The following is a 19,561-nucleotide window of genomic DNA, read 5'->3' as shown; positions in this document are numbered from 1 at the left end:
CCCTGTCCATGCGGGTTTGAAAGGGAAATTCAGGTCATTCCCTGCGCTTAAAAAGCGTGAGCTCCACCGTGTCGGCGCCGATCTCCAGCCTACGGCAGTCGACCATCTGCCCGATCAGGTGCAGCTCGCTGTCCTGTCCCAGCCCGCTCACCCCCGCGAGCTGCCAGAAGAACTCCTCGAGCCCCTCGTTTTTCTCCGCCTGGTTGAGGAAGCGGTCGAGGTCGTTCACCTTCTTGCGCTCCGCCGGGTCGTACCGGCTTTTGAGCGAGAGCTCGTAGCCGTCCTCCAGCTTGCGCAAATCCATCCGCACCCCATCCGAGCCGACGCTGAAAAAGAACACGATCAGCTCGTCGATCACTTTCGTCATCTTTCTTGCCGTGGCCTCCATATCGATTCCCCCCGTTATTCCCGGTCCCGGCGCAGCGCCTCGATGAGCGGTACCAGCACGATGCACACGAGCCCCGCCGAAAAACCGTTGTTGTAGAGATTGAGCCCCCCGTGCAGGAAGCCGGTGTTGAGCACCACCGAGGCATGGATCACGCCCGCGGCGATCCCCCATTGCCAGCCGAACTGCCCCGCGATGGGGGCGAGCCCCGTCGCAAAGAGGGCCGCCAGCAAAACGTTGGGCTCGTTCAGCGACCACACCATAAAGAAGGAGCTGATCACCACGCCGAGCACGACGGGGATGATGTTCTTGAGATGCTTGCCGAACGCGCCGAACCCGCAGATCGTAAAGATGCCGCCGATGGTCGGCCCGTTGAGGTCGCCGCCCACCACCAGCACGTAAACGGTGGCGGCCGCGCCGATGATTCCCATGTTGATGAGCGTCACGGGCAGTCCGTCGAGCTGGACGAAGTCGGCCACGAGGCGGCCCGAATGGCGGGTGATGCGCGCGACGTCCCGGAAGCTGCGTCCGTTCCACCAGAAGCCCGCCAGCGCCATCAGGGCGAACAGACCGAACAGAAAAGCGGCGAGCGGCAGGTTGTTGCCGGTGCTCCACGCGAGGCGCGCCTCGAAGGTGTGCCCGAAGGATTTAAAAAAGGAGGCGAGCACCATGCCGATCAGCCCCGCCGTAAAGCCGACGTTATAGAGGTTATAGCCCTGGTGCACCCGCAGTGTGAAGGAGGCGACGGCGGGCAGCAGAAAGCCGACGGCCACGCCGATGCCGACCCCGAGCAGGTACCAGAGCAGCTTGTCCCGTTCGCGGCCGACGGTGACGATCTCCGAGACCACGGGCGCGAGCGCCGTGCCGAAGAGGGAGATGTAGACGTAGCGGCCGAAATGCTCCCGCTTATAGCGGGAATAGAGCCATCCGCCGAAAATGATCGGGAAGATGTTCCAGACGTCCTTGCCGAATAGGGAGAACCCGGCCATCAAAAAGAGGCTCGCCACGCTGATGCCCGAAAAGTTCATCCGGACGGCTCGCAGGATGCCGATCGACAGCAGCGTCACCAGGCCCGCGTTGACAAACGCGGCCCCCATGCCGCCGACGCTGATCGAATCGGTGATCAGCCCCGCCTGGGTGCGGATGATCTTCCAGATGCCCGAAACGACGCCCGCGGGCGTGTCCCACAGCAGCCCGAAGCCGATCAGCGCCAGTGCGAAGGCGGTCATCGCCCAAAAGAGATAGCGTCCCTGCCGCTCCGGGCGATAGGTCAGCAATCGGTCCAAACCCTTCTCCCTCCATCTCCGGTGTCTCAGCTCATTTTAACATACGCGTGCCGGTGGAAAGGCGAATATTCTGTAAATTTTCACGTCCGCCGGACGAATTCCGCCCGGCATCGCGGGCAGGTGATGCAGATCTTCCCCTTCCCGCGCGGCACACGCACCTTCTGCCCGCAGGAGGGGCAGCGGAAACGCCGGTGGGCCCGCGCGTCCCGCAGGGCGTCCGCCCAGGAGGAAAAGCGGCGCGCCAGCGGCCGCCACAGCGCCATAAAACGCCGGTTCTCCTCATAGCGGCGCCCCGCGTCCCGCGAGAAAAAACGCAGGAAAAAGACCGCCAGCAGCACAAATGCCAGCGTCCAGAAGAGCCGAAACCCCGTCGCGCGGCGTAGGGCCATCGAAACCGCCGCGCCGGCCAGCAGCGCCCAGCCCAGTCCGTCGATCCCCCGCCTGCCCGGCATCATCCGCCGAAACCAGTCCATCCGGTGATCATCCTTTCCGAAGTAATCCTATTTTGCAGTGTAACATGTCCCGGCTTTCGTTGCAAGGACCGCCCGGCGGATGAAAAATGCGTCCTTTCCAGAATTTCGATCATAAGCTCTGGCCTTTTTTATAAAGATATGGTAATATTATGACAGCTGTTTTGTCCGGACCGCGGTCCGGACGTTTTCCTGGAGGGAGGAATTCCGATGAACGATCTGGAGACGCGCGCCGCCGAATTCGTGCGCGGCGTCTGGCACGACTACCTGGAGGCCCGCGATTATTCCGGGATCATCCGGTCTTTTGACGAGGAGGTCACCTGGATCGGCACCGGCGAGGGGGAGCTCTGCCTCAGCCTCGGCGACGCCGTACGGATGCTCGGCGCGGAGTCCCAGGAGTGGAGCGGGCATTTTTCCATCGTCGGCGAGGATTACCGCGCCCGGCAGCTCTCCGACGATCTCTTCCTCACCTTCGGCACCATCCGCGCGCGGGAGGAGAGCGGCGGGCAGGACCGCGTCGTCGCGGACCTCAACACCCGGTTTTCGGGGGTCTGCCGCCTGCAGGACGGAAATTTCTCCGTGCTGCACCTGCACCACTCGGTCCCCGACCGCTACCAGCGGGAGGGCGAGTTCTTCACCAAGAGCCTCACCGAGCAGAGCAACGCCCTGCTCAAGAAGAAGATCGCGGAAAAAACCGCCGAGCTAGAACGGCTCAACGACGAGCGCAGGGCCGACGAGACCCGCTACCGCTTCGCGCTCGAGGCCACGAGCGACCTTGTGTTTGAATACAACGCCTCCAACGGGCTGGTCACCGCCAACAGCGCCCTTTACCTCGGCGGCAAGAACCCGGCGGGGTTCCTGCCGGACGACGATTTCCCCCACGTGTACCCCGAGGACCGCGACCGCCTCCGCGAAAGCCTGTCGTCCGAGCGGGTCCGCCAGGCCTTCGACGATGGGGAGACCGCCCTCTCGGCCGAATACCGCACCCTCGACGGCGAAGGGCACTACACCTGGGTGCGCATCACCCTCGTCCCCATCCGCGGCTCCGACGGGAAGTACCGTCGGCTGATCGGCAGCATCAAGGACATCGACCGGGACAAGCGCCGGGAGCAGGAGTTCAAGGACCAGTCGCGCCGCGATCCGCTGACCGGGCTCTACAACAGGCGCTACACCGAGGTCATGGTCAACCGCTTCCTCGAAAAGAGCGGCCCCGCCGCCTCGGGCGCCCTCTTCATCATCGACATCGACGACTTCAAGGCGGTCAACGACCACCTCGGCCACCTGCTCGGCGACGCCGTGCTGCGCGACGTCTCGGAGCGGATCACCCAGCTGTTCCGGTCCACCGACATCGTCGGGCGGATCGGCGGGGACGAGTTCGTCGTCTTCCTCAAGGGCGCGGACGACGAGGAGGTCATCGGCGAAAAGGCCGGGGCGGTCCTCAACGCCTTCCGCAGCACCCTCGCCGGGCACAACGCCGGGCACGCGATCTCGGGCAGCATCGGCATCGCCCTCTGCCCGCGCGACGGCGGCGACTACCGCGCCCTCTTCGAGAAGGCGGACAGCGCCCTTTACAGCGCCAAAAAGCTCGGCAAGGACCGCTGCCAGTTCTACGACGGCGGCGGCGACCCCTTCCTCCCGTCCGGCACGCGGCGCGGGAGGGAACCGGACGCCGGGCGCAAATCCTTCACCGAGCATATCGCGGAATACATCTTCCAAATCCTCTACGATTCGGACGACATCAACAAGGCGGTAAACGCGATTCTCGCGATCGTGGGGCGGCATTTCGACGTGAGCCGCGCCTACATATTCGAGGACACCGAGGACGGGCTCGCCTGTAACAACACCTTTGAATGGTGCAACGAGGGCGTCTCCCCCCAGATTGACAACCTTCAGCAGGTCCCCTATTCCCTGATCGGCGACTATGCCGCCAACTTCAATGAGGACGGCGTCTTCTACTGCGACGACATCTCCCGGCTCACCGTGAAGGGGCTCCACGACACCCTCGCGGTCCAGAATATCCATTCGATGCTCCAATGCGCCCTCAAAAACGACGGCGTGTTTTCGGGGTACGTCGGCTTCGACGAATGCAGCGCCCAGCGATTCTGGACGCAGGAGGAGATCGATACCCTCACCTTCATCTCCAAAATCCTCAGCACCTTCCTGATCAAATGGCGCACGCAGGAAAAGCTGGCCGAGTCCTTCCGGGTCACCCGCGCGGTGCTCGACCACCAGAACCTGTGGACTTACGTCATCGGCGGGGACCACCGGCTGCTCTACATCAACCGGAAGACCCTCGAACTGGTGCCCGGAGCGGAGGTCGGCGCGTGCTGCTACGAGGCCTTCTGGGGAAACCGTGCGCCCTGCCCGCAATGCCCGATGCGCGAGATGGACCGCACCGGCGCGGGAAGCTGCACGATGGAGCTCCACAACACCAAGCTGTCCGTATGGACGAGCGCCACCGCCTCGCGCATGACCTGGGTCGACGGGCAGAGCGTCTGCCTCATGTCCTGCGTGGACATCACCGCCTACAAGGAGGCCGGCCGCTCCTGAGCGGAAACCGGTATCAAAAAGGGACGCCCGCGGGCGTCCCTTTTCTGTCATGCCTGTTTTTTGCGCGCCCGGCGGAGCAGGTCGGCCAGCGTCAGGTCGGACGGGGCGTGCTCCCGGAAACCCTCCCCCGAAATCTCTCCCGCGTCCCCCACGATCACGAACGCGTTCGGGTCGATCGACCGCACGATGTCGCCCGCCTTGCACACCTCATAGCGGCGCACCGCGCAGAGGAGCAGCTCCCCCTCCCGGCCGCTGTAGCCGCCCCGCGACTTGAGGAAGGTCACCCCGCGGTCGAGGTCGCCGAGGATCTGGCGCGCGATCTCCTCGTTTCTGTCCGAAATGATGTAGAGCATCTTTCCCGTGCCCACGTCGGTGCCGTAGAGCACCGTGTCGATCAGCTTGGTCGCGACGAAGATGACGATCAGCGCGTACATCGCGCTCTCAAGGCTGCGGTAGACGATCCCCGACAGGGCGACGATGAGGATGTCGATGCACATCATGAGCTTTGCCATCGAGATGTGACGGAAATGCCGACCGAGCAGGCGCGCGATCAGGTCGGTGCCGCCCGTCGTGCCGCCGCGCATGAAGATGAGCGAGAGCGCGAAGCCCTCAGCCACCCCGCCGAACACCGCCGCGAGGATTTCGTTGCCGAGATAGGGCCGGATCACAAGGCTCATCAGGTCGATGGCCGCCGAGGACAGCAGCGTCGCCGCGACCGTCTTGACCACGAGCTTGTAGCCCACCGACGATACCGCCCACACGAACAGCGGGATGTTCATCAGGAAGATCACTGTGCCGATCGGCGTTCCGAACAGGTAGTTGACCAGGGTCGAAAGGCCCGTCAGCCCGCCCGGCGCGATATGGTTGGGCGCGGTGAACATATTGACCGACACCCCGTAAAGCAGGCTGCCCGCCAAAAAAAAGGCCAGATCGGTCAACCGTTCCCCCCAGGCGCTCTTCGCCCTCCACATGGCGCTTCCCCCTTTCATCCGTACCCTATTATTCTACCCGGATTTTTGGGAAATGTGAAGTTCCGCCTGATAATGCGCAAAAGCCCCGCCGGACGGCGGGGCTTTTCGCCCGGAAAAACGGTCAGTTCGAAAGCAGCGAGGCGAGCGTGTCGGTCAGCTCCTTCAGGAGCGCCGCGTCGTTGGCGGTGTAGCAGAGGTCGTAGCCGATGCTGTCCACCGAAATCCAGATTTCGCCCTTCCCGTCGGTAAGGCTGTTCGGAATCTGGAGCGCGTAATAGTCCTTTTTGCCGTCCTCAAAGCTCATGGAAATCCGGTAGGCGCCGTCCGTCCGCGCCTTTTCCATCCCGTCCCCATTGAACCGCCGAACCGTGCCGACCTTGACGTTTTTCAGCTTGGCGCAGAGGTCCAGGATCTTGTCGCGCTGCGCCTGGGACGCGGCGGAATCGTAGGAGGCGCTCTTTTCTATAACCACGTCGCCGTCCAATACGGCACCCGAAAGCTCCGCCTTGGTGACGCGGTAGGGGTTCATGTAGCCGAGCCACTCGATGTTCGCCGGGTATGTCTGCTGGCAGCGGGACATTGCGGCATAGAGGCCGTCAAGCTGCCTGCCGTTCGCCTGCCAGCCTCCGTCCGACTGAAGGACGTCGTCCTCATAACACCAGTAGTTGTAGCGGTCGCCGTTCGTCATCAGCACGGTCAGCAGCCGCAGGCCGTCCTCCTCGCCGCGCTCCTTCCTCATGGGCGCGACGGTGAGCGCGTTCAGCGCGCTGATGATCGCGGCGCGGTCGTTCTGGTTCGTGACAGCGTAGCTGGCGTGCAGCTCGCGGTTGATGACCTGGATGTCCTGCACCTGTTCGATGTCATGGTTGAAGCTCGTATCCTTCGCCGCGCCCGTGTCGGCGGCGGCGGGGACGGCCAGGGCGGAGACGAGCAGCGCGGCCGCGAGCAGGGATGCGAGGGTGGATTTGAGATGCTTTAACATGGTGACGCCTTCTTTCTTAAATGTAAAAATATTCCTTATTTTATATAATTTGCCATCCAGAAGGGCGAAAACGGTTCCCCCATTGTGATAACGAGCCGGGTGGAGCTCCCCCCGCGGGCGGCACTCTCCCAGCCGAGGATGAGCTCCTGGAGTCCCTCGATCTCCCCGCCGCATGGGACTAATCGAAGGCGTTGATCGCATCGTGCAAAGCCCTGCTCTTAACCGGATCATTCTGTGTATACAAAAGACTATAGGCGATATTATCGACACCAATTGAAATCTTATCCTCTGAAAAACCAACTGCATACTGAGACTTCCCATTTTCAAAGTCCAACAAAATAACGGTTCCACGGTAGGTTTCTTTAAATGCATTGCTCTCCTCAAATTTCTGGACTCGGCCGACCTTGAGTTCCTTCAGCATTTTGCATATATTAAGGATTACCGCTCTCTCTTCTTGGGAGGATGCCGATTCAAATGTCATTCTTGGCAGAGTCACCATCTCTCCCGTCATAGGCTTCCCATCTATCTCCAATTTCACATCCGGCAATTTCTCCATGTTATCCGGTAAAATCTCCACCTTGGTGACGCGGTAGGGGTTCATGTAGCCGAGCCACTCGATGTTCGCCGGGTATGTCTGCTGGCAACGGGTCATGGCGGCATAGAGGCCGTCAAGCTGCCTGCCGTTCGCCTGCCAGCCTCCGTCCGACTGAAGGACGTCGTCCTCATAACACCAGTAGTTGTAGCGGTCGCCGTTCGTCATCAGCACGGTCAGCAGCCGCAGGCCGTCCTCCTCGCCGCGCTCCTTCCTCATGGGCGCGACGGTGAGCGCGTTCAGCGCGCTGATAATCGCGGCGCGGTCGTTCTGGTTCGTGACAGCGTAGCTGACGTGCAGCCCGCGGTTGATGACCTGAATGTCCTGCACCTGTTCGATGTCATGGTTGAAGCTCGTATCCTTCACCGCGCCCGTGTCGGCGGCGGCGGGGACGGTGAGGGCGGAGACGAGCAGCACGGCCGCGAGCAGGGATGCGATGGTGGATCTGAGATGCTTTAACATGGTAACGCCTTCTTTCTTAAATGTAAAAATATTACTTATTTTATAAAATTTACCATTCCAAAGGGCAAAAACGGTTCCCCCGCCGCGATAACGAACCGGGTGGAGCTCCCCCCGCGGGCGGCGTTCCCGCCGCCCGTGGAGAAGGTGTGCGCTTACGCCGCGGCGTATTTTGTAAGCGCGTCGGCCAGCGCATCCAGCGTCCCGTCTCCGGTGGTCTCATAGGCGAGATGGTATCCCGGGATGCTGCTGACGAGGATTTCGATCGACCCGTCGAGGTAGACGGTGACCGTGTATTCCACGACGCCGTCCTCGAAGTTCAGCACGGTCTGGAAGAGCGGGGTGGAGTCGTGGGCCGCTCCGGGCGCGAGCGTCTCGGTGGAGGAGGGCTTGACCGTCACCGCCTTGAGCAGCGCGGCGACCTCCATGATCGCCTCCCGCTGCTGCTCCGAGGTCAGCGCGCGGTACTGCCCGTGCGTGCCTTCCGAGAGGTCGTCGACCGCCATCCCGGTGATACGGTAGGGGTTCATATAGCCGAGCCACTCGGCGGTGGCGCGGTTTTGCCCGTAGGTCTCCTTCTCGATCTCGTAGAAACTGTCGTAGAGGTCCCGCAGCCGGGAAGCGTCGGCAAGCGGCGTCTCCCCCTCCATCAGCAGGTTGCTGTGGCACCAGAAGTCGTATTTCGTCCCGTCGAGCAGCCGGACCTGCAGAAGGCGCAGGCCCGCCTCGTCTGGCGTGACCGAAAGGTCCTCCTGCGGGGTCAGGGAGTTGAGCCGCGCGAGCACCGCGCCGCACCGTTCGCCCGTCACCGGACAGCAGGTGCGGCTCTCCCGGTCGATGAGGTTCACCTCCATGACCTCGTCGTAGGGGATGCGCAGGCAGGGCGGGTTCCCCTCGATGAGGGGCGGAAGGTCCGCCGCGCGGGAGGCCGCTTCCTGCGCGGAAGGCGCGGCGGGGGTAGAAACCTGCGGCGCGGGGGATTCGGCGGGGGTCTCCATCGGGACGGGCGCGCGTTCCGCCGGGGCGAGCAGGCCGAGCGCATAGGCGCGCAGCGCGGATACGTCCGCCTTGTAGACGTAGACGGTGCTCTTGTCCGCGAGCTTGGGCGCCGTGCCGCTCAGGCGGACGCTGTCCGCCCGCAGGGAAACGGCGACCTGCTTTCCGTCCTTGCGCGTGATCACGATCTCCACCGGCTCCGACTCCCGGTCGGTGCTCTCCCAGCCGAGGGTGAGCTCCTGGAGCCCGCCGATCACCTCGCCGTAGCCGTCGGGCGGGATCTCCGTCTCGGGGGAGTCGCCGAACTCCCCGTAACGGACCCGCATCTCGGCCACATCCTTTTCCCGCAGCGAACCGAGCACGCTGTAGGTGAGCTTCATGTCCGCGGCCACGTCCTCCGGCACTTCCGCCGCGGAGGATTCCTCATCCGGGCCGTACGGCGCGGTCTGCGCGGGGGAAATCTGCGGGTTGGTGAGGAAGACGACCGCGAGCCCGGCGACGACCGCCACCGCGAGGATCGTTAGAATGACCGTGTTTTTCCTGACGTGCATGATCGATTTGACCCTTTCCTTGAGCGCGCACTCCCCGAAGGCGAGAAATCCTCCCGCGAAGGCGCTGCGGCTTCGTTCCGCCATGTTCACGAGGCTGTAGGCGTAGGCTTTCCGGTCGGTTTCCGGCCGCCGGACGACAGCCTCGTCGCAGGATGCCTCCATGTCGGTGACATACCAGCGGTAGAAGAGCCAGACGAGCGGATTGAACCAGTGGAGGTAGAGCGCGAGGGTGGCCAGCGCCTTCCAGAGGTTGTCGTGCCGGCGGATGTGGGTGAGCTCGTGGGTGACGACGTGCGCCACGTCCTCCTCCCCGACGAGGCCCGATAGCACCAGCCGGGGTCGGACGAGCCCGCAGACGACCGGGCTTGGGAAGAGGTCGCTCACATAGAGCCGCACCCGGTCCGGCCGCACCCCCACCCGCCGGAAAATCCCGTCGATGCCGGGGGTATGCGGGAGCCGGCGCGCGCGCCACAGGCGGTGCATCGTATAGAGGTAGCAGAAGAGGCTGTAGAGGAGCAGGAGCGCCGCGCCGCACAGCCAGATGGACGACAGGATCACGGTCAGCGGGACCTTCGCCGGGGCAACCACCGGGCGTTCGGCGGGGGCGTCCGACCCCGTCCCCCGCGGGGTCTGCAAGGTCGGGAAGTCGACCGCCGCGCCGGGGTCCTCCACAAACCGGAGGGCGGCGCGCCGTCCCGTCTCGACGGTGCGCGCGGCGGGGATGGCGTTGAAGGCGCTCACCGGCGACGGCACCGAAAAGGGAACCAGCAGCCGCACGAGCACGAGCCCCCACAGCAGGCAGAAGGTCCAGCGGGGCAGCCTCCCTTTGAGGAGCGCACGCAGCAGCAGCACCGCCGCGCCGAGCACCGACGCCGCCAGCGACATATTCACCAGGCGCAAAAACAGGTCTTCCATAGCTTCCTCCCGCCGCTGCGTATTTTTTCAGGCGCGGCTCCCGCCCCACTCCACCACGGTGAAGCCCCGGCGGACAAAGCCGCCCTCAAGCTCCTGCTCCCGAATGGGACGCGGCGCGTCCAGCCCCCGGTAAACCATGTGCACCCGCAGCAGGCTGTCGGGCGCGGGAGAGATCTCCATCGGGGCGAGCCGCTCGTACTGTTCTGTGGAAAAAGTGATGAGGTTGCAGGCGTTTTGCTGCATTTCTGGCAGCCAGTAGTCGAGAAATTCCGCCGTTTCACCGGCGTTCAGGCCCAGAAGGGCGAGCTTTTCGCGCAGGAACCGTTCGGTGTCCGCGCCAGCCACGCAAAATCCCTCGGAAAAGTCCCAGCCGACCGGCGTATTCCCCTCCCAGAAGAGGTAGGGGTAGGTTCGCCCGTCCGCCCTGTCCACGAGGGCGCCGCCCGGGTAGGCGGTGACCTCCCAGCCGTCCCGGTAGGCGGGGATCGTCTCGCTGAAGCTCCCGCGGTAATCGACCCTCACCGACACGTCCGTCGGCCGCTCGGGATAGAGGTAGACGACCGGCTTGCCGGTCAGCGGGAGCATCTTTCCCGCCGCGATGTCGTCCAGCTCCCGCAGCGTCGTGTCCTCGTGCTTGAGCGGGTAGCGCAGCGCGTGGTCCATGTCGCTCGCCGCGACCAGCAGGGCGGTTTCGTTCACCTCGACGCGGTAACGGATGCCGGTGGCAAAGTCGATGTCGATCCGCGCGGCCCCCTCGAGACGGCTCTCCCTGCCGACCCGTTCGGCGCTGCCCGGCCTGACCGAGATGTCCAGCCCCGAAAGCGCCCAGTCGAACCGTTCGTCGTCAGGCAGGTAGACGGTATCGCTTTCGCCGTCCGACGAGCGGAAGGCGATTCCCGTCACGCGGGATTTCCGGATGACCCTGAGCCAGCTCGGGAACCAGAGTCCCTCGCCCATGCGAACCCGCTCGAGCCCGATGAGCTCGGCGTAGACCTCCGGGTCGACGCGGTAGCGGACCGGTTCCCCCGCGTCGGCGGCTGGGAGCGATTTCGCGACCTCCAGCCCCTCGGTATAGAAGGTGTAGGTATATTTCGTGTCGTCCTCCAGTTCGAGGATCAGCACGTCGAAGTCGGAGAGGCGCTCCCCGATCTCATCGGCGGGCTCCGGTTCGAGCTTTTGGAGGTGAAAGGGCGTCTCCCAGCTGCTCCCCACGGCCACCTGGTCGGAATAGCGGTAGACCGAGCCGCCGTTCACCCGCACGCCGCCGCACAGGAACACCCCGGAATCGGGGCCGGCGGTAAAGTTGAAGCCGTCCGGAAGCGCGGCGGCGGGAGCGGCGGGCGGGGTCGAGACCGCCTCGGCGGCGGGAACGCTCCCGGCGGGCGGCGCCTCTCCCGGGGCGCTCTCCGGCGCGGGCGTGGGCCCCGGCTTTGGCGCGGCTTCCGGTTCGCCCGGCAGCTCCATGGAGGAGACGGGCGGCGCCGGTTCCCGGGCGGGCTCCCCGCCGCAGGCGGCGAGGGAACCCGCCAGCGCGGCCGCCAGCAGGGCGGCAAGCAGGCATTTCATCGTTCCTCCCCCTCGTCGATCAGGCGCCTGATCTTCGCAAGCTCGTCGTCCGAGAGCTCCTCGTTCTCCACGAAGGCGGAGAGGAAGTTTGCCGGCGAGCCGCCGAACAGCCGGTCGATCAGCCCGCGCGTCTCCGCGCGCTGGACCTCGCCGCGCTTTAAGAGGGGAACGCAGACGAAGTTCGGCTCCTCCCGCCTGAGGTAGTCCTTCTCGATCAGGGCTTTGAGGATCGTGTAGGTGGTGTTCTTGTTCCAGCCGTAGCGCGCGGCGGCCTCGAGCGCGACCTCCTTGGCGGGGAGCTGCCCCTTCTCCCACAGGACGTTCATGATCCGCGTCTCGGAATTGTTGAGTTTGATCTGGTCGTTCATGCCGTTCCTCCGTCAGACGATGTTTATAGTCTGTTCTATGGTTATAGTATAGCACCTTCCCGGCGCTTGTCAAGACTATATTTATAGTCTTATGCAAATTCTTTCTTTTTCTTTGGAAATCCGGCGGGATATGCTATACTGTAGGTACCTATTTTGAAACAGGAGGGACCGCTATGCGTCCATATGAAAAACTGCTTCGCTGCTACGACTGCTTCCGGGAAAAGATCGATTTTCAGCCGCTCATCGGCATGACCCTCGGCTCGGGGCTCGGCGACTACGCCGACGGCATCGACATCGTCTCCACCCTCGACTACCGCGATATCGAGGGCTTCCCCGTCTCCACCGCCCAGGGCCACCGGGGCCGGTTCGTCTTCGGCTATGTGGAGGGGGTCCCCGTCGTCGTCATGCAGGGACGCATCCACTACTATGAGGGCTACGACATCACCGACGTGGTGCTCCCCACCCGCCTGATGGGGCTCATGGGGGTGAAGGCGCTCTTCCTCACCAACGCCTCGGGCGGGCTCAACCCCGACTACGGCCCGGGTGAATTCATGCTCATCTCCGACCACATCGCCGACTTCGTCCCCTCCCCCCTCATCGGGCCGAACATCGACGAGCTCGGCACCCGCTTCCCCGACATGACCGACCTCTACAGCGCCCGCCTGCGGGAGGTCGTCCGCGGCGCCGCGAAGGAGCTGGCGATCCCGCTGCGCGAGGGGGTCTACGTCCAGCTCACCGGCCCCAACTTCGAGACGCCGGCCGAGGTGCGCATGTGCCGCATCCTCGGCGGCGACGCCGTCGGCATGAGCACCGCCGTCGAGGCGGTGGCCGCCCGCCACATGGGGATCGAAACCTGCGGCATCTCGCTCGTCACCAACCCCGGCGCGGGCCTCTCCCCTCAGCCCCTCTCCCACATCGAGGTGCAGGAGGCCGCCGACCGCGCGGCCCCGCTCTTTAAACAGCTCGTCACCGCGTCGGTCAGGGGGATCGCCAAGGTGATCGGCTGAACCCGGATGAAAGTGCGATGGACAGGCCGGTTCAATCGATCGATAACGTGCGGCTGACGGACGCGGAGGACGCGGTCGTCATCCTCGACCAGTCGCTGCTGCCGGGCAGGACGGAATACCGCGTCCTTTCCGACGCCGAAAGCCTCCGCGAGGCGATTTTTTCCCTGCGGGTGCGGGGCGCGCCCGCCATCGGCATCTGCGCGGGCTACGGCATGTACCTGCTCGCGCGGCGGATCAAAACGGAGAGCGTCCCGGAATTTCTCGAAAAGCTCCGGGCCTGTAAGGACTACCTCGACGCGGCCCGTCCCACGGCGGTCAACCTGAGCTGGGCGACCGCGCGGATGGTCCGCCGCGCCGGGGAGAACGCCGGCAGGCCGGTCCCGGAGATCGTCCGGCTCCTCGGGGAGGAGTGCCGCCGCATTCAGGCGGAGGACGCGGAGATGTGCCGCGCGATCTCGGAGCACGGCCTCACGCTCCTCCGCGACGGCGACGGGGTGCTCACCCACTGCAACGCCGGGCCGCTCGCGACCTCCCGCTACGGGACGGCGCTCGGGCCGCTGCTGCTCGGGACGGAGCGCGGGATGCGCTTTCGCGTCTTCGCCGACGAGACCCGCCCGCTGCTCCAGGGCGCGCGGCTCACCACCTATGAGCTCTCCCGCGCGGGGGTCGACGTGACCCTCATCTGCGACAATATGGCGAGCATCGTCATGAAAAACGGCTGGGTGAACGCCTGCTTCGTCGGGTGCGACCGGGTGGCCGCCAACGGCGACACCGCCAACAAGATCGGCACGAGCGGGGTGGCCATCCTCGCCCGGCACTATGGGATCCCCTTCTATGTGCTCGGTCCGACCTCGACGGTCGACCGCTCCTGCAAGACGGGCGCGGAGATCGAAATCGAGCTGCGCGACCCGGAGGAGATCCGCTCGAAATTTTACCGCGAGCCGATGGCGCCCGAAGGCGTCAGGTGCTACAACCCCGCCTTCGATGTGACCGACCACAGCCTCATCACCGGCATCGTGACCGAGCGCGGCGTCTGCCGCCCGCCCTATACCGAAAGCCTCGCCGCGCTCTTTTCCGGCGGGGACGACCACAAGGAGGGATCGTATGAACATCCGGTTTTATAACGCGCGCATTCTCACGATGGAGGAGGGCGCGGGCGTCACCGAGGGGGAGCTCTGGGTGAAGGGGAACCGCATCGCCCCCGCCGGCCCGCCGGACGGCACCGTCTGGGACCGGGAGATCGACGCGCGGGGCAACCTGCTCCTGCCCGGCTTCAAGAACGCGCACACCCATTCGGGGATGACCTTCCTGCGCTCCTACGCGGACGACCAGCCGCTCCACGACTGGCTCCAGGAGTGCTTCCCGATGGAGGCGAAGCTCCGGCCGGGCGACGTCTACGACCTGACGCGGCTGGCGATCATGGAATACCTGACGAGCGGCATCACCGCCAACTTCGACATGTACATGTTCCCCGACGAGATCGCGAAGGCCGCCGCCGACTGCGGCTTCCGCACCGTGCTCTGCGGCTGCGTCAACAACTTCACCTATGACCTGCCCTTCATGGAGAAATGCTGGGACGAGTACAACCGCTATGACGAGCTCGTCTCCTTCATCCTCGGCTTCCACGCCGAGTACACCTGCTCCCGGGAGCTGCTCGAGGGGATGGCGGCGCTCGCCCACAAGTATGAAGCCCCCGTCTTCACCCACAATTCCGAAACCCGCCTCGAGGTGGACGGCTGCCTCGAACGGTGGGGCATGACCCCGACCGCCTTCCTCGACAGTCTCGGGATGTTCGATTACGGCGGCGGCGGATACCATGGTGTCTACTTAAACGACGCCGACCTCGAAATCTTCCGCCGCCGGGGGCTGTGGATGGTGACCAACCCCGGCTCCAACGTCAAGCTCGCCAGCGGCATCGCCCCTCTCCAAAAGATGCTGGACGCGGGCGTCAGCCTCGCGCTCGGCACCGACGGCCCGGCCAGCAACAACTGCCTCGACTTCTTCCGTGAGATGTTCCTCGCCACCGGGCTGCAAAAGCTCCGGGAGGACGACGCGTCCGCCATGCCCGCCGACCGCGTGCTCGAGATGGCGACGGTGGGCGGCGCGCGGGCGATGGGCCTTTCGGACTGCGACACCCTCGCGCCCGGGAAATGCGCTGACCTCGTCATGCTCGACCTGCACCAGCCCAACATGCAGCCGCTCAACAACATCGCCAAAAATGTCGTTTACAGCGGCAGCAAGCAGAACGTGAAGCTCACGATGGTGAACGGCCGCATCCTCTACGAGGACGGGCAGTTCCACATCGGCGCGGACCCGGAGGAGGTCTACCGCCGGTGCAACGAGATCATCGACGCGAAACGCTGAACCCCGATGAACCGCAAAAAAGCCCCGGAAAGGCGGACTGTCTTTCCGGGGCTTTTTTTATGTAGTTCAGCCGAGGTTCAGCCTGGTGTCGACCGTCGTCTCCGCCAGGACGCGGCCGTCGCGGATGACGGTCCGGCGCGGCGGGCAGAGGCGGATGGCGTCGCGCGCGTCGCGCGCGTCGATGATGAGCAGGTTGGCGCGGCAGCCGGGCTCGAGGCCGTAGCCGGGGATCTTGAGGATCTTGTTGGCATCGCCGGTCACCATGTCGTAGAGCTTCTCGATCTCGTCGGGCAGGCTCATCTGCGCGGCGTGCGCCACGACGTTGGCCACCTGGAGCATGTCGGCGCTGCCGTAGGGGTAGAAGGTGTCCTTGACGCAGTCCTGGCCGAAGGAGACGTTCACGCCCGCCGCGAGCAGCTCCTTGACGCGGGTGATGCCGCGGCGGATCGGCTGCTTGTCGAGGCGGCCCTGGAGCATCAGGTTGGTGACCGGGTTGGTGATCACGTTGATGCCCGCGCGCTTCACCTTCTCGATGACATAGCCCGCGTAGTGGTCGTCGTAGGCAGCCAGCGCGCAGGTGTGGCCCGCCGTGACGGTGCCCGGCGCGAAGCCGCGCGCGATCGCCTCGTCGGCGATCATCTCGAGCGTGCGGTAGAAGGGATCGTCCGTCTCGTCGACGTGCATGTCGATCTCGGCGCCGTATTTCTCCGCGATGTCGAAGCAGAGCTTGACATGCGTGCGGCTGTCGTCGGGCGAATTCTCGTTGGCGGGCATGCCGCCCACGATGTCGGCGCCCGCCTCCATCGCATCCCACATCAGCTTGTCGCAGCCGGGGTCCTTGACGATGCCCTCCTGCGGGAAGGCGACGATCTGGATGTCGATGACGTCCTTATACTTCTCCCGCAGCGCCACGACGCCCTCGAGGGGACGCAGGCCGCCGATCGTGTCCACGTCGACATGGGTGCGGATCGCGAGGGTGCCGTTTTTGATCGCCTTGAGCACCACGTCCTCCGAACGGGTGACGATATCCTCGACGGTGTAGACGCGCTTCTGGTCCCAGAGGATCTCGATCGCTTCCTTGAGGGTCCCGCTCACGTTGGGGCGCACCACGTCGAAGACGTTCACCTTGTCGAGGTGGATGTGCGGATCGATGAGCGACGGCGTCACGAGGCAGCCGGATGCGTCGATCGTCCGGTCGGCGGCGGCGTCGATGCGCCCGCCGACGCGGCTGATCTTCCCTTCTTCGATCAGGATGTCGGCAGGCTCTTTCCGCCCGCGCAGGATGGCGTTTTGAATCAGCAGCTTCATTAAATCTCTCCCGCTTTCATAAAAAATTCTACACGGTTTGCTTGACAAGGCTCATGAAACATGATACATTGTTGTTACAAAAAATATATCATGTTCCACTTCGTTTGTCTAGTGTCTGCTCAATTTTTTGTCAGAATTGACTATAAATTGGGAGAGCAAAATGGAAGTTTATTCCAATTTTACGCTCTGTCATGTTACATAGTTTCACGACCACTGCTTTGCGGCGGCGAGATATCAAACCATAAAGGAGGAGGAGCAAATGATCATTGGAAGCAGCCATGGTGTCGGCGGCAAGGTGGAGACCGAGGTCCTGAGCGTTGTGTGTGCGCAGATGGAACCGATTCACGCCGACTGCATGGAAGAAGTCAACCAGAACATCGACACCGTCATCCAGTTCATGGAGACGGGCGCGCGTGGATTCCCGGGTTACGACCTGTTCGTAACGCCCGAGTTCGCCGTGCAGGGGATGCATCCGACCAAGCGCCTGAACGTGGTGCTCACGCTCGACTCGCCCGAGGTCGGGCGCCTCAAGGAGGCGTGCGCGCGCCTGCGCGTGTGGGGCATCTTCAGCGTCATCCTGAAGCTCGACGGGCACGACAGCCCGGGCAACTGCGCGATCATGATCAACGACCAGGGCGAGGTCGTGCACCGCTACGTCAAGATGAACCCGTGGATCCCCACCGAACGGCACTATCCCGGCTGGGAGTGCCCCGTCACGCCCGGACCCAAGGGCTCGAAGATCGCGACCATCGTCTGCGCGGACGGCGACTATCCCGAGATCTGGCGCGAGGCGGCCTACAACGGCGCGAACATCATCGTGCGCCCCACCCACTACATGAGCCCCTGGGAGAACGGCTGGGACATCACCAACAAGATGGGCGCCTACTGCAACCAGTGCTATGTGGTGGCCGTCAACTGCGTGGGCGTCGAGGCGGCCTGCTCCGCGTTTGGCAAGAGCATGATCGTCGCGCCCGACGGCAACGTCATCACCCAGGCGCCGGCGGGCGTCCCCTACCTGGTCAAGGCAGACCTCTACCCGGGTCTGGTGGATAAGCTGCACGAGAGCAGCGTCACCAACACCTTCCTCTATTCCTTCCGTCACCGGGGCGCCTCCTGCCGCGACCTGGGCGGAAAGGGCGAACAGCGCAACCAGTACAACGCCTACGATTTCGGAGGTGAAGGAAAATGAGTTACATGCGTGAAATCCCCTACCTGCTTACCGGGCACTACGTGGCGATCGCCATGCGCCCCATCACCTTCCCCACGACCAAGGCGGAGATCATCGAAAAGGTGGGCGGCGAGCCCATCCGCACCTCCCCCGACGGCTACACCCCCTTCCGGGAGCTGCTGGCGAAGGTGCCCCTCGACGAATTTTCCTGCGCCGCGGAATTTTACTGCGCGTTCAACGCGAGCTGATGAAAGAAGGAGGCAGTATCCATGAGTGACAACGTCAACACCTCGGCCGCCACCCAGGAGCCGGTTTTCGTCTCCCCGAGCGACCTTTCGGTAAACTTCACCAAAAAACAGATGGTGTTCCTCGGCCTGCAAAACACCGTGGCCATGAGCGGCGTCATCATCGTCCCCATCCTCTGCGGACTCAACGTGTCGGTCACCCTTTTCTGCGCGGGCATCGGCACCCTGATCTACCAGTTCGTCGACAAGGGCATCGTCCCGGCCTTCCTGGGCGGTTCCTTTGCCTTTATCGCCCCGCTGACGGTCATCATCAGCGAGATGGGCGTCCCCTACGCGCAGGGCGGACTGATCTTCGTCATGTGCTTCTATTTCCTCTTCGCCCTGCTGCTCAAGCTGCTGGGCACCGAGCGGATCCATAAGGTCTTCCCGCCCGTCATCACCGGCCCGATCATCATGGTCCTCGGCCTCTGCCTCGCGAACGTCGGCGTCTCGTCGGCTTCCGAGCACTGGATCGTCGCGCTGCTGACCTTCGGCATCGCCATCGTGGTCAACATCTTCGGCAAGGGCCTCACCAAGATCCTCACCATCGTGCTCGCGCTGGTCGGCGGCTACCTCATCTCGATCCCCTTCGGCCTCGTCGATTTCTCCGGCGTGCTGGCCGCGCCCTGGTTCGGCGTCCCCAACTTCACCCTCCCGAAATTCGACGTGCGCGCGATCATCATGATCGCCCCGGCCGCCATCGTCCCCTGCATCGAGCATATCGGCGACGTCATCGCGGTCGGCACCACCGTCGGCAAGGACTTCACCAAAAACCCGGGCCTGCCCCGTTCCCTCTTCGCCTGCGGCTGCGCCACCTGCGTGTCCGCCTGCCTGGGCGGCCCGTCCCTCACCATCCACAGCGAGAACACCGGCGTGCTCGCCGTCACCCGCATCTACTCCCCCTTCGTCGTGCGTTGCGGCGCGGTGTGGATGGCGCTCTTTGCCTTCGTGCCCAAGTTTGAGGCGCTCTGCCGTTCGATCCCCAATCCGGTCATCGGCGGCGTGGGCATCCTGCTCTACGGTATGGTCACGAGCGTCGGCGTGCGCACCGTCGTGGAAAACCGCGTCGACTTCTCCAAGCCCAAGAACCTGATCGTCGCCAGCGCCATCCTCATCCTCGCGGTCGGCGGCGCGACCTTCACCTTCCCGGGCGGCATCAGCCTCGGCGGCATGGCCATCGCGGCCATCGCGGGCATCATCCTCAACCTCGTGCTCCCCAACAAGAGCGCGGAGGAGCGTGCCGAGGAAGCCAAGGCGAAGGAAGCCGCGAAAGCGGAATAACCCAACCGACCCCTTTCCTGAAATAGAATGCGGCCCCGCCGGCGTCTGCCGGCGGGGC

General features: G+C 64.2%; 17 protein-coding genes. 7 read left to right on the top strand and 10 right to left on the bottom strand.

The genetic code is table 11. From position 1 onward, the window contains the following. Window positions 1-34 precede the first annotated feature (34 nt). The 3 genes from NE609_RS09490 to NE609_RS09480 all read right to left on the bottom strand — a co-directional run bounded on the left by NE609_RS09490 (window position 35) and on the right by NE609_RS09480 (window position 2,144). Window positions 35-388 carry a hypothetical protein gene (locus tag NE609_RS09490; protein ID WP_121586491.1) on the bottom strand — a complete coding sequence of 118 codons (354 nt, stop codon included), beginning with the start codon at window positions 386-388 and terminating at the stop codon, window positions 35-37. A 14-nt stretch (window positions 389-402) separates the two neighbouring features. Beyond that, the gene (locus NE609_RS09485; RefSeq protein ID WP_256152378.1) at window positions 403-1,671 is read right to left on the bottom strand and encodes a DUF1576 domain-containing protein; all 1,269 of its coding nucleotides are present in this window, start codon (window positions 1,669-1,671) and stop codon (window positions 403-405) included. A gap of 80 nt (window positions 1,672-1,751) precedes the next feature. Then, window positions 1,752-2,144, bottom strand: a complete 393-nt coding sequence (locus tag NE609_RS09480; RefSeq protein WP_256152377.1) for a hypothetical protein — start codon at window positions 2,142-2,144, stop codon at window positions 1,752-1,754. A 207-nt stretch (window positions 2,145-2,351) separates the two neighbouring features. Here NE609_RS09480 and NE609_RS09475 point away from each other — a divergent pair, with 207 nt between their 5' ends. Next, window positions 2,352-4,691 (top strand): diguanylate cyclase domain-containing protein, encoded by a 2,340-nt coding sequence (locus NE609_RS09475; protein ID WP_256152376.1) that lies wholly within the window; start codon window positions 2,352-2,354, stop codon window positions 4,689-4,691. A 47-nt stretch (window positions 4,692-4,738) separates the two neighbouring features. On the opposite strand, the gene NE609_RS09470 is transcribed toward NE609_RS09475, so the two are convergent. The 6 genes from NE609_RS09470 to NE609_RS09445 all read right to left on the bottom strand — a co-directional run bounded on the left by NE609_RS09470 (window position 4,739) and on the right by NE609_RS09445 (window position 12,091). Next, on the bottom strand, window positions 4,739-5,662 hold the full coding sequence (locus tag NE609_RS09470; protein ID WP_121586488.1) for a YitT family protein: 924 nt from the start codon (window positions 5,660-5,662) through the stop codon (window positions 4,739-4,741). 121 nt (window positions 5,663-5,783) lie between these two features. Then, entirely contained in the window at window positions 5,784-6,644 is an 861-nt protein-coding gene (locus NE609_RS09465; RefSeq protein WP_256152375.1) for a hypothetical protein, read from the bottom strand. Between the two features lie 178 nt (window positions 6,645-6,822). Continuing rightward, window positions 6,823-7,698 (bottom strand): hypothetical protein, encoded by an 876-nt coding sequence (locus NE609_RS09460; RefSeq protein WP_256152374.1) that lies wholly within the window; start codon window positions 7,696-7,698, stop codon window positions 6,823-6,825. 152 nt (window positions 7,699-7,850) lie between these two features. Further along, a complete protein-coding gene (locus NE609_RS09455; protein WP_256152373.1) occupies window positions 7,851-10,157 on the bottom strand; it encodes a M56 family metallopeptidase in 2,307 nt (768 codons plus the stop codon). A gap of 27 nt (window positions 10,158-10,184) precedes the next feature. Beyond that, on the bottom strand, window positions 10,185-11,723 hold the full coding sequence (locus NE609_RS09450) for a hypothetical protein (RefSeq protein WP_256152372.1): 1,539 nt from the start codon (window positions 11,721-11,723) through the stop codon (window positions 10,185-10,187). Then, a complete protein-coding gene (locus tag NE609_RS09445; RefSeq protein WP_101551582.1) occupies window positions 11,720-12,091 on the bottom strand; it encodes a BlaI/MecI/CopY family transcriptional regulator in 372 nt (123 codons plus the stop codon). Before NE609_RS09445 ends, NE609_RS09450 begins: the two co-directional genes overlap by 4 nt. A gap of 173 nt (window positions 12,092-12,264) precedes the next feature. Between NE609_RS09445 and NE609_RS09440 the strand changes: the two genes are divergently transcribed. The 3 genes from NE609_RS09440 to NE609_RS09430 are packed head-to-tail and all read left to right on the top strand — an operon-like array spanning window position 12,265 to window position 15,462. After that, window positions 12,265-13,098 (top strand): purine-nucleoside phosphorylase, encoded by an 834-nt coding sequence (locus tag NE609_RS09440; RefSeq protein WP_256152371.1) that lies wholly within the window; start codon window positions 12,265-12,267, stop codon window positions 13,096-13,098. 17 nt (window positions 13,099-13,115) lie between these two features. Beyond that, window positions 13,116-14,222, top strand: a complete 1,107-nt coding sequence (mtnA, locus tag NE609_RS09435) for an S-methyl-5-thioribose-1-phosphate isomerase (protein WP_256152370.1) — start codon at window positions 13,116-13,118, stop codon at window positions 14,220-14,222. Further along, the gene (locus NE609_RS09430) at window positions 14,203-15,462 is read left to right on the top strand and encodes an amidohydrolase (protein WP_256152369.1); all 1,260 of its coding nucleotides are present in this window, start codon (window positions 14,203-14,205) and stop codon (window positions 15,460-15,462) included. The genes mtnA and NE609_RS09430 overlap by 20 nt, the downstream gene beginning before the upstream one ends. A gap of 66 nt (window positions 15,463-15,528) precedes the next feature. Here NE609_RS09430 and NE609_RS09425 read toward each other — a convergent pair whose 3' ends face one another. Beyond that, on the bottom strand, window positions 15,529-16,770 hold the full coding sequence (locus NE609_RS09425; protein WP_256152368.1) for an amidohydrolase family protein: 1,242 nt from the start codon (window positions 16,768-16,770) through the stop codon (window positions 15,529-15,531). Window positions 16,771-17,029: 259 nt separating this feature from the next. Between NE609_RS09425 and NE609_RS09420 the strand changes: the two genes are divergently transcribed. The 3 genes from NE609_RS09420 to NE609_RS09410 are packed head-to-tail and all read left to right on the top strand — an operon-like array spanning window position 17,030 to window position 19,503. After that, on the top strand, window positions 17,030-17,959 hold the full coding sequence (locus NE609_RS09420; RefSeq protein WP_101551594.1) for a nitrilase-related carbon-nitrogen hydrolase: 930 nt from the start codon (window positions 17,030-17,032) through the stop codon (window positions 17,957-17,959). After that, window positions 17,956-18,186, top strand: a complete 231-nt coding sequence (locus tag NE609_RS09415) for a hypothetical protein (RefSeq protein WP_256152367.1) — start codon at window positions 17,956-17,958, stop codon at window positions 18,184-18,186. Before NE609_RS09420 ends, NE609_RS09415 begins: the two co-directional genes overlap by 4 nt. Before the next feature lie 21 nt (window positions 18,187-18,207). Beyond that, window positions 18,208-19,503: a uracil-xanthine permease family protein gene (locus tag NE609_RS09410; RefSeq protein ID WP_101551598.1), complete on the top strand. Its 1,296-nt coding sequence runs from the start codon at window positions 18,208-18,210 to the stop codon at window positions 19,501-19,503. Window positions 19,504-19,561 lie beyond the last annotated feature (58 nt).

Origin of the sequence: Anaerotruncus sp. DFI.9.16 (genome assembly GCF_024461615.1) — a bacterium.
Taxonomy (GTDB): Bacteria; Bacillota; Clostridia; order Oscillospirales; family Ruminococcaceae; genus Anaerotruncus; species Anaerotruncus massiliensis.
This window is presented reverse-complemented; position numbering and strand designations above follow the sequence as displayed.